Source organism: Microbacterium sp. bgisy207 (genome assembly GCF_057706855.1).
The window spans coordinates 99,650-111,662 of the sequence record NZ_JBYIPB010000001.1 but is presented as its reverse complement, the minus strand read 5'-3'; the positions used below and the strand labels follow the sequence as shown (position 1 = coordinate 111,662).

General features: G+C 67.3%; 10 protein-coding genes. 1 reads left to right on the top strand and 9 read right to left on the bottom strand.

The features are described from left to right. Positions 1 to 6: 6 nt before the first annotated feature. From AC3ENO_RS00535 to AC3ENO_RS00520, 4 genes are read right to left on the bottom strand one after another with little or no spacing between them, the layout of a single operon-like run. Positions 7 to 993 (bottom strand): LLM class F420-dependent oxidoreductase, encoded by a 987-nt coding sequence (locus AC3ENO_RS00535; RefSeq protein ID WP_434968681.1) that lies wholly within the window; start codon positions 991 to 993, stop codon positions 7 to 9. A gap of 33 nt (positions 994 to 1,026) precedes the next feature. Continuing rightward, positions 1,027 to 1,890 (bottom strand): DNA-methyltransferase, encoded by an 864-nt coding sequence (locus AC3ENO_RS00530; RefSeq protein WP_434968680.1) that lies wholly within the window; start codon positions 1,888 to 1,890, stop codon positions 1,027 to 1,029. After that, positions 1,869 to 2,918, bottom strand: coding sequence for a lipoate-protein ligase LplAB (gene lplAB / locus AC3ENO_RS00525; protein WP_434968679.1), 1,050 nt, complete (start codon positions 2,916 to 2,918; stop codon positions 1,869 to 1,871). Before lplAB ends, AC3ENO_RS00530 begins: the two co-directional genes overlap by 22 nt. A 28-nt stretch (positions 2,919 to 2,946) precedes the next feature. After that, positions 2,947 to 3,795: an alpha/beta fold hydrolase gene (locus AC3ENO_RS00520; RefSeq protein WP_434968678.1), complete on the bottom strand. Its 849-nt coding sequence runs from the start codon at positions 3,793 to 3,795 to the stop codon at positions 2,947 to 2,949. A 67-nt stretch (positions 3,796 to 3,862) separates the two neighbouring features. On the opposite strand from AC3ENO_RS00520, the gene AC3ENO_RS00515 reads away from it, so the two are divergent. After that, complete coding sequence (locus AC3ENO_RS00515; RefSeq protein WP_434968677.1) at positions 3,863 to 5,494, top strand: DHA2 family efflux MFS transporter permease subunit; 1,632 nt, start codon at positions 3,863 to 3,865, stop codon at positions 5,492 to 5,494. An 18-nt stretch (positions 5,495 to 5,512) separates the two neighbouring features. On the opposite strand, the gene AC3ENO_RS00510 is transcribed toward AC3ENO_RS00515, so the two are convergent. The 5 genes from AC3ENO_RS00510 to AC3ENO_RS00490 form a co-directional block, all read right to left on the bottom strand. Then, a complete protein-coding gene (locus AC3ENO_RS00510; protein WP_434968676.1) occupies positions 5,513 to 6,961 on the bottom strand; it encodes an MFS transporter in 1,449 nt (482 codons plus the stop codon). A gap of 83 nt (positions 6,962 to 7,044) precedes the next feature. After that, the gene (locus AC3ENO_RS00505; RefSeq protein WP_434968675.1) at positions 7,045 to 8,742 is read right to left on the bottom strand and encodes a glycoside hydrolase family 13 protein; all 1,698 of its coding nucleotides are present in this window, start codon (positions 8,740 to 8,742) and stop codon (positions 7,045 to 7,047) included. A gap of 75 nt (positions 8,743 to 8,817) precedes the next feature. After that, on the bottom strand, positions 8,818 to 9,726 hold the full coding sequence (locus AC3ENO_RS00500; protein ID WP_434968674.1) for a carbohydrate ABC transporter permease: 909 nt from the start codon (positions 9,724 to 9,726) through the stop codon (positions 8,818 to 8,820). Next, positions 9,723 to 10,637 (bottom strand): carbohydrate ABC transporter permease, encoded by a 915-nt coding sequence (locus AC3ENO_RS00495; protein ID WP_434968673.1) that lies wholly within the window; start codon positions 10,635 to 10,637, stop codon positions 9,723 to 9,725. Before AC3ENO_RS00495 ends, AC3ENO_RS00500 begins: the two co-directional genes overlap by 4 nt. Next, the gene (locus AC3ENO_RS00490; protein WP_434968672.1) at positions 10,634 to 11,950 is read right to left on the bottom strand and encodes an ABC transporter substrate-binding protein; all 1,317 of its coding nucleotides are present in this window, start codon (positions 11,948 to 11,950) and stop codon (positions 10,634 to 10,636) included. Before AC3ENO_RS00490 ends, AC3ENO_RS00495 begins: the two co-directional genes overlap by 4 nt. Between the last annotated feature and the right edge of the window lie 63 nt (positions 11,951 to 12,013).

Genomic DNA, 12,013 nt, shown 5'->3' with positions numbered 1-12,013 from the left:
CTCCGTCTACACGAGGTGCGCGACGACCTCCCGCTCGAACAGCTCGATACCGCTGGCATCGTATGCCGCCTCGGGAAAGTAGTGGATCGCGTATCCGAGCCCGTGGGCCGCGCGCTCCTGGAGGCGCTCGGCGATCTGCTCGGGGGTGCCGAACCCAGGCGAGCCGCGATACTCCGCCTCGATCCCGGCGAGGTGCTCGGCGCCGACCAGCGGAGCAAGCCGCGCCAGCACCCGGGCGAGGCGCTCTTCAGCCTCGGCCTCTGTCGCGCCCACGATCGTGTTGACGTTCGAGGACTGCGTGATCTCGTACGGGTCGCGCCCGAGCGCGGCGCAGTGCTCGTGCAGGACGGCACGCTTGTGATCGAACTCCTCGATGCTGCCCGCGAAGTTGGTGTAGGCGGCGTACTTCGCGGCGATCTTGAGGGTGACCTTCTCGCCGCCGCCCGCGATCCAGAAGGGAATCCCCGGGCGCTGCAGCGGTTGCGGCCGCACGATGGCCCCGTCGACCTGGTAGTACTTTCCATCGAGCGAGGCCGACCCGGTCGTCCACGCCTGATGCATGATCTCGACACCCTCGCGCAGCATCGCGAGCCGGTCACGCAGCTCGGGGAAGCCGTACCCGTACGCGCGCCACTCGTGCTCATACCATCCGCCGCCGATGCCCATCTCGACGCGTCCACCCGAGACCAGATCCACGGTCGCGGCCACCTTCGCGAGATAGGCGGGGTTTCGGTAGCCCATGCAGGTGCACATCTGCCCGAGCCGGATGCGGCTGGTCGACGCGGCGAAGGCTGCCATGAGCGTCCACGCCTCGTGCGTGGCCTCCTCGGTGGGCGCCGGAACCGTGTGGAAGTGGTCGTATACCCATAGCGACTCCCACGGCCCGGCATCGGCGCGCTGCGCGAGTGCGTTCATCGCCTCCCATTGCTGCGCGGGATCGATCCCCACGAGGTCCAGACGCCAGCCTTGCGGGATGAAGATTCCGAATCGCATACCGCCAGCGTAGAGCGGGCTCGACGGACGCGCTCAGGTTTCGAGCACGGCCGCGTGAGGCAGTCGAGCGCGCATGACGGCGATCGCCTCGGGGTTGCTGTCGATGAGCACTGCATCGTGCCCCAGCGCGTGCGCGACCGCGCCCGTCGTCCCCGAGCCCGCGAACGGGTCGAGAACAGGGCGCCCCGGGGGCGCGGATGCCTGCACGATGCGCCGGAGCACACCCTCGGGCTTCTGCGTGGGATAGCCGGTCTTCTCGCGGCCCGTCGTCGGGACGATCGTGTGCCACCACACGTCGGTGGGGAGCTTTCCGCGCGCCGCCTTCTCCGGGGTCACGAGCCCCGGCGCCATGTACGGCTCGCGGTCCACGGCATCCGAGTCGAACCAGAACCGGGTCGGGTCCTTGACGTACACGAGGATCGTGTCGTGCTTGGTCGGCCACCTCTTGCGGGTCTTCGCGCCATAGTCATAGGCCCAGATGATCTCGTTGAGGAACCGGTCTCGCCCGAAGACGGCGTCCAGCAGCACCTTGGCGTAGTGCGCCTCGCGGTAGTCCAGGTGCAGGTAGAGGGTGCCGTCCGGGGCGAGCAGCCGCCACGTTTCGACCAGTCGCGGCTCCAGGAAGCCCCAGTAGTCGTCGAACCGGTCGTCGTAGACTCGCAGGTCGCCGCGAAGCCGCTCATAGTCGCGGCCGTGGAAGCCGCGCCTGGTCACGGACCCGGGCAGCGGAACCTCCCCGGGCGCTGCCGCCGACTCGACCGACCGCTCCCGCAGTCGACCCGTGTTGAAAGGCGGATCCAGGTAGATCAGACCGAACGTGGCATCTGGCATCGCGCGCATCAGCGGCAGGTTGTCGCCGCGATGGATCGTGACGGTCACGGCACCCGATGCAGCCATGCGTCGGTGGCGAACTTCGAGGCGACGAGGGCCTCAGCCTCGGCATATTCCTCTTGCGTGATAGAACCCGGTTCGGCGCCGTACAGAGACGCGAACGTGTCAGCGAACTTCTGCATGATCGCCTCGCGCGGCAGACCCGTCTGACGGCGCAACGGGTCGACGCGCTTGGCCGCCGAGGTCGTACCCTTGTCGCTGAGCTTCTCCCGCCCGATCCTCAGCACATCCGTGAGCACCTGGCCGTCCATGTCGTAGCTGAGGGTTGCATGGTGCAGCACTCCGCCGTTGGCGAGCCGCTTCTGCGCGGCCCCGCCGATCTTTCCCTGCGGGCTCGCGATGTCGTTGAGGGGCTGGTAGGTCGCCTCGATTCCGAGCGAGCGCAGCGCGTGCAGTACCCAGTCGTCGAGGAACGCGTACGAGTCCGCGAAGGTCATCCCCGCCACCAACGACGCGGGCACCGACAGCGAGTAGGTGATGATCGCGTCGGCGCCCATGAGCATCGCGCCGCCGCCCGAGATACGGCGGACGACGTCGTACCCGTGTCGCGCCGCACCCTCGGGGTCGACTTCGTTGCGATACGACTGGAACGATCCGATGACGACGGCCGACTCGTTCCATTCCCACAGCCGCAGGGTCGGCATCCGTCGCCCGTCACCGACGCGGGTGGTGAGCACCTCGTCGAGCGCGAGATTCATCCGCGGCGACACCGGACGATCGTGGACGATCTGCCACGAGAAATCCTTCCAGCCGGATGCCGTCACCAGAGCGCGACGCACAACGGTGCCGACTGCTTCCGGAGTGAACCCCAGCAGCTGCGCCCCCTCCGGGAGCGCAGCGCGGACCGCTGCGGCGATCGTGGCGACATCCGACTCGACCGGCAGTCCCGAGAGCGCCGCGTTGATGGCCGCAAGCGCGTCGTCGGGCTCGAGGAAGAAGTCCCCCGCGAGCTGCACCTGCGAAAGCCGCCCGTCGACGACATCGAGGTCCACGACGACGAGCTTGCCTCCGGGGACCTTGTACTCACCATGCATGGGACCAGCCTAGGAGGGCGTGTGCACGTCAGTCGCGGGCGGGGAACCGGGCATCAAGCCAGGCGAGCAGATCCGCGCGCACTTCTGCTTGCTGCGCCTCATTGAAGATCTCGTGCCGCGCACCCGGGTAGACCAGGGTCGTCACGTCGGTGAACCCGGAGCGGGTTCGGTACGCATCGGCAAGGCGATGGTTGCTGCGCGGTCCGCCGACGGTGTCCTCTCGGCCGACCATGATGAGGGTCGGGATGTCTTTCGGCAGGTTGCGCCGGGGGCGTCCGATGATGCGCAGCGAGTCGCGGAGTCCGAACAGCCGGGCAAGCGGCGTGGTGGTCGTCAGCGGGTCCGCGAGGAACTCCGCACCGACGGCTGGGTCGGATGAGAGCCATTCGACACCCGTCGCCTCCGGACCCTTCCACGGCGCGTTGAGGTCTCCGGAATTGAGCGAACCGGGCCATCGCAGCGCCGAACCGCTCAGGACGAGTGCGTCGACGGCCTGCGGGTGGTCATTGACGATGATCTGCGCGAGGAAGGATCCCCAGGAGTGGCCGAGCAGGATGAAGGGCAGATCCGGATGCTGCGCGCGGATGCGTTCGATCAGCTGCCACACCGCGGAGACGGTCGCGCGGTGCCCGCCGGTACCGAGCCGCCCGAGCCGCTCGGCATCGCCGTGCTGTCGCATCCCGGTCCGACCGTGGCCGCGGTGATCATCGGCGTAGACGACGAATCCGGCATCCACGAGCGCGGTCGTCAGCGCCCCGTATCTCCCGGCGTGTTCACCCACACCGTGGAGGATGTGGACGACGCCGCGGGGGGCAGAGCGGGGCTCGGTGACGTCGTAGACGATCGTGACGCCGTGCGCGTCGATGAACTCGGGCATGGTGCCGAGCCTAGCGATCAGCACGAGTGGGTTGGCATGCGCGATATCGCTAGATAATCTAGCGACTATGGTGTCATCCCGTCGCCGCTGGCTCGGCCTGGTCTTCATCTCCATCGCCGTCTCGCTGATCATCGTCGACTCGACGATCGTGAACGTCGCGATCCCCGCGATCGTCGATGACCTGGGGATCTCGTCCACCCAGGTGCAGTGGGTGCAGGAGGCCTACACGCTCGTCTTCGCGTCGCTGCTGCTGGTGTTCGGGTCGCTCGCCGACCGTTTCGGGCGCCGCCGACTCATGATCATCGGCGTCGTTCTGTTCGCGGGCTCGTCGATCGCCGCGGCCTTCGCACCGACCGGCGACCTCCTGATCCTCGCGCGCCTCGTTCAAGGCGTCGGCGGCGCGATGATCCTCCCCACGACGCTCTCGCTGATCAACGCGACCTTCCGGGGCAGGGAGCGCGGGATCGCCTTCGCCGTGTGGGGGTCGACGATCGGCGGGATGGCGGCCGTCGGGCCTCTTCTGGGCGGGTGGCTCACCACGGAGTTCTCGTGGCGCTGGGCCTTCGGGATCAACATCCCCCTCGGCATCGTCATCATCATCGGCGTCCTGCTGACGGTGGCAGAGTCCCGCGACGAGCACGTGCGATCGATCGACTACGTCGGCGGGCTGCTCTCGTTCCTCACCTTCGGCACTCTCGTCTTCGGGCTCATCGAGGGACGAACGCTCGGATGGTGGCAGAGTGAGGGCCAGTTCCAGGTCGGCGGCTGGACGTGGCCGTGGGCGATCTCGCCCGTGCCGGTGGCGTTCGCGATCGCGATCCTCGGCATGGCGGCCTTCATCGCATGGGGCATCCACCGCGAGCGAGCGGGCAGGTCGACGCTCATCGCGTTCAGCCTGTTCTCGATCGCGAGCTTCCGCAACGGCAACCTCTCCGCACTGGTCGTCTCCCTCGGGGAGTTCGGCCTCATTCTCTCCCTCCCACTGTGGCTCCAGTTCGTTCTCGGGCTGGATGCCTTGCAGACGGGCCTGATCCTCCTCGCGCTCGCGATCGGATCGTTCGTCGCGAGCGGAGCGGCGGCGGCTCTGAGCAACCGGGTATCCGCCGTCATCGTGGTGCGCATCGGGATCGCCGCCGAGATCGTCGGAATCGTCGCGGTCGCGATCGTGATCGCACCGGATGCCGCGTGGGGCTGGATCCTTCCCGGCCTGTTCGTCTACGGGTTCGGCGTCGGCCTCGCGACCGCCCAGCTGACGGGAGTGATCCTGGTGGATGTCCCGGTCGAGTACAGCGGCCAGGGCTCGGGCACCCAATCCACCTCGCGGCAGATCGGCTCGGCGCTGGGCATCGCGATCCTCGGCACCGTGCTGTTCACGAGCACGGCAGGCATCCTGTCGTCCACGTTGCAGGAGCGCGGGCTTGCTCCCGAGCAGATCGATCAGGTCGTCACCTCCGTCGTCGACAGCGCGGGTGCGGCGATCGCGGGGCTCGAGCAGTCGTCCGACACGGCGCCGATCGCCCAGGATGCCAAGACCGCCTTCTCGGACGGAACCCGCCTTGCCGCGTACACCGCCGCCGGCTTCCTCGCCGTGGGACTGCTGGCCACGATCGCGCTGTCGTCGCGGCGCCCGGAGGATCCCCTCGACGGCCGCGCTCCCGCGCACGCGTCTGGAGAGCCCGAGAAGACCGAGTCGACGTGACCGACGCCGATCGCGCCGTCAGACTCCCGCGGGCTCGACCGGGATCGTCCGCTCGTCGCCCTCGACGCCGCCGCGCGCGCGAGCACGGAAGGCGACGGTGACCGCCGCGGCAACGAGGCATCCGGCGGCGATGATCAGCAGCGTCGGGAACAACCCGAGCCCCGCCTGCAGGATCGGGAAGAAGAACGTCCCGACCGCGGCGCCGGTCTTGCCCGCCGCGGCGGCGAAGCCCGCACCCGCGCCGCGATTCTCGGTTCTGAAGGCGACTGCCGGCAGCGCAAACGTCGTCGAGTTCGGCCCGGCGTTCATGAACAGGTTGAACGCTGCGAACGCAGAGAACACCAGCGCGAGCTGGAGCGGTGAGTCCTGCGGCAGGAAGTCCGTGATCCCGAGCACCACGAGCCCCACGGCCATCACGATGAAACCCGTCGTCTGCATCACGATGAGGCCGAGCTTGCGCACCAGGAGGATGGCGGCAGCAAAACCGATGATGAGGAAGATGTCGAGGAAGGCGGCGCCCTCCGTGGACGTGATGTCATCGGCGATGAACTGGGAGTTCGCGGATGACGAGAGCGCGAGCGCCGCGAGAATCGTCGGGGTGAACACGCCCACGCCGTAGGTTGCGATGTCCATGAAGAACCAGGGAACGGCAGTCAGAGCGGTCGTCCCGCGTACGCCTTTCGAGAAGAGGGCTCGGCGCTCCTCTCGCGTCACGCGTTCCTCCGAGGGCTCGACGACACCGGCGACCGCTTCTTCCTCGGTCACCTGGCGGACCTCCTCCACCGTGAGCGTGCGACCGGTGAACTGCGTCACCGCGTCGATCGCCTCGTCGTACTTGCGCATCGAGGCGAGCCACATCGGGCTCTCGGGGACATTCCGGCGAAGGATCACGATGATGAGCGCGGGGACGACACCGAACGCGAGCATCCACCGCCACGCCTCGGGCACAGGGTCGAGGCTGAGAACGAGCAGTCCGACGAGGGCGCCGAGCAGTTGCCCGACGGCCTGGAAGCTGAACGCGCCGATCAGCAGCCGCGAGCGGAGCCGGCGCGGCGAGATCTCTGCCACATAGCTCGACGCGATCGGGTAGTCGGCGCCGACACCGATCCCCAGCAGGAAACGGAAGAGGATGAGCCACCAGATGTCGGGGGCCACCGCCGAGGCCAGCGCGAAGACGACGAACATCCCGAGATCGATGCGGAAGGCAAGCTTCCGCCCGATCCGGTCCGAGATCTTCCCCATGACCGACGCACCGACGATCGCGCCCACGATCGCCGCGCTCGAGACCATGCCCGTCTCCAACGGCGAGATGTTCCACTGGGCGACGATCAGGGGGATCGCCACCCCCATGATGAAGAAGTCGAACCCGTCGAGCATGATGCCGAGCGCCGACAGCACCCAGACCTTCCGATGGGTGCGCCCGAAGCGCAGTCCGTCGAGGTGCCGAGCCATTCCATGAGCGGACATGACCCCCATTGTGGCCAAGGCCGCGTCCCGCCGAGAGACGTCGAGGTGAACGCTGGGAAAACGCGCGCCGGCAACCCGAACGGCTAGTCGCTCATCCCCTGCGGAGCGATCCACACCGTCGATTCGCCGGGGACGTCGGCGACTGGGCCGCCGGATGTCGCGAGCACGACCTCACCACCGAGCGACGCGTCCAGCGGATACGGGTCCGAGCCGAAGTTCGTGATCACCTGCCAACCGTTGGGTCGGGCAAATCGCAGCACGTCATCTCGACCGGTCTCGATCCACTCCAGCTCCTCGGCGGTTTCCAGCCGGCGGCGCAGGTGCAGCGCGCGACGGTAGAGGGCAAGCGTCGACCGGGGGTCGTCCTCTTGCAGCGTCACCGCAAGATTCGCGAACCACGCCGGCTGCGGCAGATGGGGCTGCGCCGCCCCGAATCCCAGGCCCGGGCCGTCGCCGTGCCACGGCAACGGAACGCGGCATCCGTCACGTCCGATCTCCGCGCCCTCGGTGCGGAAGAAGGTCGGGTCTTGACGCTGTGCGGGGTCGATGTCGGCGACCTCGTGGAGACCGAGCTCCTCTCCCTGGTAGAGGTATGTCGATCCCGGCAGCCCGAGCAGGAACATCGTCGCCGCCGTCGCGCGCCGCAGTCCCCGTGCGCGGTCGAGGCCCTCTTCGGGACCGCCGTCCAGGAGCCACTGCCCACCGTGTCGGGTCGGCACCGTCGATTCCGCGGTCGGCGTGCGCAGTCCGTAGCGCGTGGCGTGCCGCACGACGTCGTGGTTGGAGAGCACCCACGTGCTCGAGGAGCCGGACGCGGCGACGAGCGCAAGGTTGTCGGTGATGATGCGACGGAAGCTCTGCGCATCGAAGTCCGCCTCGAGCAGATCGAAGTTGAACGCCTGTCCGAGGCTCTCGGGCCGGGCATAGAGGTGGATCCGCGAGGGGTCCACCCAGGCTTCGGCGACTGCCGTGCGCGGCGGGTCATAGGAGTTGAACACAGCACGCCACTGCGCATAGATGTCGTGCACATCGTCGCGGTCGATGAGCGGATGATTGCCGTCCCGCGGAATGAGTGCGAGCTCGTCCTTGGAGGGCAGCGGCTCGGTCAGGTCCTTGGTCAACATGTGCGCGACATCGATGCGGAAACCGTCGACGCCGCGATCCGACCAGAACCGCAGGGTCTTCACGAAGTCCTCGCGCACCTCCGGGTGATCCCAGTTCAGGTCGGGCTGTTCGCGCGCGAAGTTGTGCAGGTACCACTGTCCGTCGGCAACGCGCTCCCACGCGGAGCCGCCGAAGATCGACACCCAGTCGGTGGGGGGCTCCGCGCCCTCGGGCCCGGACCCCTCCCGGAAGATGTAGCGTTCCCGGGCCGCCGATCCGCGGCCGGCCGCAAGAGCCTCCTGGAACCACGCGTGCTGGTCGGAGGTGTGGTTGGGAACGATGTCGACCACGACTCTGATGCCGCGCGCATGCAGGGCGGCCAGCATCCGGTCGAAGTCCTCGAGCGTTCCCAGGCGCGGGTCGACGTTGCGGTAGTCGGCGACGTCGTAGCCGCCGTCGGCGAGCTCCGACGGGTAGAACGGGCTCAGCCAGACAGCATCGACACCGAGCTCGGCGAGGTAGTCCACGCGAGAGGTGATGCCCGGGATGTCGCCAAGGCCGTCGCCGTCGGCATCCGCGAAACTGCGGGGATAGATCTGGTAGACGACAGCTTGCCGCCACCACGGTGCCGGGGCGAGGTCGGTGCGGGTGTCGAGTTCGGTCTCAGTCGCGGGCACAGCGGTCCTTTCGGGATCGATTTCGGGATCGGTTCGGGAGGGCAGATCGAGAGCGGAAAGCGCCGGATGCGGGGCTCACCCCTTGATCGCACCCTGGGTGACTCCCGCCATGACCCAGCGCTGAGCAAACAAGTACGCGACGATCGCGGGTGCCATGGCCATGAGATACGAGGCGAACGACACGTTGTAGTTGTTGCTGAACTGGTTCTGGAAGAGGTTCTGCCGCACCGGCAGAGTCTGGAGCGCGGGGTCGGAGATGATGAGGGAGGGCATCATGAAGTCGTTCCAGGCGTAGAGGAACGCGAAGATCCCGACTGTCGCGCTCATGGGTGCCAGGAGCGGAAAGATCAGCCTCCAGAAGGTCTGCCACGTGGTAGCACCGTCGATACGCGCGCTCTCTTCGAGCTCGATCGGGATCGAGCGCAGGAACGCAGTGAACAGCAGCACGCTGAAGCTCAGTTGGAACATCGTGGCCAAAAGGATGACCCCCAGCGGATTGTCCAGCCCGAGCCTGCCGGTCAGCTGGATCTGAGGCAGAGCCACGACCGGGAAGGGGATGAACATCGCGGCGAGCAGGTAGAAGAACGAGTAGCGGAACAGTCGACGGTCCCAGTTGCGCACGATCGCGTACGACGCGAATGCGGCGAGGACGATGGTCGCGAACACCGTGCCCGCCGTCACCAGGATCGACACCGCCGCGCCGATCGGGAACCTGGTGAGGGTCCACGCCTCGACGAACCCATCGACGCTGAAGGGCGCGGGAAGCGAGAATGCGTTGCCGTCGACTGCCTGTTCGGTCGTCTTCAGCGACATGCTGATCGTGACGTAGAGCGACAGCAGCACCGTCACCGAGCACAGCAGGAGGATGATCGTGCCCGACCAGGTGACGCGTTCGCCGCGGCGTTTCGCGGGCCGTTCACGATGGGCGCGGGGCGCGAGGGCGGCATCGGCCTGTTCGAAGGCGAGCGCGGGCTGACTGGTCATGAGATCTGGTTCCTTCCGCGCGTGAGCGAGAGTTGGAGGATCGAGATAGCCACGGCCACGAGGAAGAAGATCGTCGCGTTGGCCATCTGGTAGGCGTAGTCGCCCCCGTTGAAGCCCGCGATGATCGTCATGGCGACGCTGCGTGTCGCGGTGCCGGGGCCGCCGTTTGTCAGCCCGACGATGATGTCGTATGCGTTGAGGAAGCCCTTGAAGCCGAGGATGACGTTGATCACCACGTAGCCGGCGACCAGCGGGAGGGTGATGCGCAGGAGTTGCTGCGTCTTCGATGCACCGTCGAGGTCCGCAGCTTCGTAGACATCGCCGGGCACCGAGAGCAGCCCCGCGATGTAGATCAGCAGCGTCCCCGGAATGGCCTGCCAGGCGGTGACGATGACGATCGCGATCCACGCGAGGTCGGGGTTGGCCAGCAGACTCGTTTCAAGGAACGGGACCCCGAGAGCGGCCCCGGCGGCGGGGAGCGAGTTCGAGAAGAGGAAGTTGAAGACGTAGGCGATGATGATGCCCGAGATCACCATCGGGATCACGAACACCGCGCGAAGCCCCGTGCGGAACCGGATGCGAGAGGTCAGCCCCACAGCGAGCAGGAACGCGGCGACGTTGACCACGATGACTGTCGCGATCGAGAAGCCGATCGTGAAGAGGTAACTCTGCAGGATCGCCGGGTCGCTGAACAACGCGATGTAGTTGGTGAACCCGATGAGGTTCCAGGATCCGATGCCGATCGAATCGGTGAAGCTGAAGAAGATGCCCATGACGGCAGGCACGGTGATCGCCAGCGTGAACAGGGCGAGCGTGGGCAGCAGGAACACGTAATAGATCGGCTCGACACGACGCGTGCTGCGCTGCCCGCGTCGGTCGGCTCCTGTCACCAGGGTGGAAGTGGCGGTCATCGTCCGGACTCCTTCGTCTCGGTCTGGGCGGGCGCCCCGAGCGCGTCGCCGGTCGTGGGTGCGGGCTGGCGGAAAGCCAGACGCGCCCAGTCCTCGTCCATCGTGGCCAGCACGGATGCCGGCGGTGCACCCAGCACCATGGCCTGCGCGTAGTTGAAGACCGGGATCGTCTTGGGGACGAGCACGGACGGCCCCTGATAGACCTGGCCCGCGTCGTAGTACTCGCGCATTCCCGCGATCCGAGGATCGCTCGGCGCCGGCGCACCGGTGATCGGCGTGAAGCCGAGCTGCGACTCGTTGTAGGCCTCGATGTTCTCGGGCTGATAGAGGTACTCAAGGAAGTCGCGGGCGGCCTCCTGATGCCGAGAGCCCTCGGGGATCATGGCCGCGAGGTCCATGTTCACGCGCACCGCGAGATCGTCGGGGTCCTCGGTCATCGGAAGCGGGAAGGTGCCCACCTTCAGGTCGGGCGACGTCTTGGCGATCTCGCCGAGCGCCCACGGACCCTGCAGGTACATCGCTGCCTGTCCCTGCGCGAAGGCCAGATTGCCGTCTCCGTATCCGCGGCTCGGCGCATCGGCATTCACGTAGTTCTCGACCAGCTGCATCATCCGGTCCATCGGCTCCGCGAAGTCCCGCTCGAACGAGACGGCGGAGTCCGGACCGACGTCGGCGCCTTCGGCCGCGAGGTCGTCGAAGAACCGCAGCACGTCCAGCGAGCCGCCGACCGAGTAGTCGTACCAGCCCTGCCCGACCGTCCAGTCATCCTTGAAGGTTCCGTAGAACGGCGTGATGCCCGCAGCCTCCAGCGCGTCTGCCGTGGCCAGGAGCTCCGACCACGTCTGGGGCACGTCGAGCCCCAGCTGCTCGAAGATCTCCTCGTTGTAGATGACGGATGCCGCCATCACCGAGTAGGGCAGTGCGCTCGTCCGGTCGGGGCACGTGCCGTACTGGTCCATGAGCGGCTGGAGATCGGGGCGGATCCGCGCGGCGGCCTCGGTACCGGACAGGTCGCTCAGCGCACATCGCTGCACGAACCGCGCGACCTCGTAGTTGTAGTTGGCGAGCATGATGTCCGGTGGGTTTCCGCGTACGAAGCTTGCCGAGACGACGTCGACTCCCGAGGTGTCCATCTCGACGCGCACCTGGCCTTGCGAGGCGTTGTAGTCCTCGACGAGCGCCCTCATGAAGTCCAGGGCCTCACGCTTGCTGAACGTGAAGCGAATCGTCTCTCGGCCGTCCGCAGAGCAGCCGGCCAGCATCGTGGCGCTCATGGCGGCCACGGCTGCGGCGGCTCCCGCGGTCCTGAGCATCCGTCGTGATCGTGACACCGTCGTCCTCCGTGTGAGCAAAATCGTCGTTGATTAAATTTACTC

What these genes read in the sequence shown, in the direction of transcription:
- AC3ENO_RS00535 (WP_434968681.1), bottom strand. Translation starts at nt 993, where the DNA reads ATGCGATTCGGAATCTTCATCCCGCAAGGCTGGCGTCTGGACCTCGTG.
- AC3ENO_RS00530 (WP_434968680.1), bottom strand. Translation starts at nt 1,890, where the DNA reads ATGGCTGCATCGGGTGCCGTGACCGTCACGATCCATCGCGGCGACAAC.
- lplAB (WP_434968679.1), bottom strand. Translation starts at nt 2,918, where the DNA reads ATGCATGGTGAGTACAAGGTCCCCGGAGGCAAGCTCGTCGTCGTGGAC.
- AC3ENO_RS00520 (WP_434968678.1), bottom strand. Translation starts at nt 3,795, where the DNA reads ATGCCCGAGTTCATCGACGCGCACGGCGTCACGATCGTCTACGACGTC.
- AC3ENO_RS00515 (WP_434968677.1), top strand. Translation starts at nt 3,863, where the DNA reads ATGGTGTCATCCCGTCGCCGCTGGCTCGGCCTGGTCTTCATCTCCATC.
- AC3ENO_RS00510 (WP_434968676.1), bottom strand. Translation starts at nt 6,961, where the DNA reads ATGTCCGCTCATGGAATGGCTCGGCACCTCGACGGACTGCGCTTCGGG.
- AC3ENO_RS00500 (WP_434968674.1), bottom strand. Translation starts at nt 9,726, where the DNA reads ATGACCAGTCAGCCCGCGCTCGCCTTCGAACAGGCCGATGCCGCCCTC.
- AC3ENO_RS00495 (WP_434968673.1), bottom strand. Translation starts at nt 10,637, where the DNA reads ATGACCGCCACTTCCACCCTGGTGACAGGAGCCGACCGACGCGGGCAG.
- AC3ENO_RS00490 (WP_434968672.1), bottom strand. Translation starts at nt 11,950, where the DNA reads ATGCTCAGGACCGCGGGAGCCGCCGCAGCCGTGGCCGCCATGAGCGCC.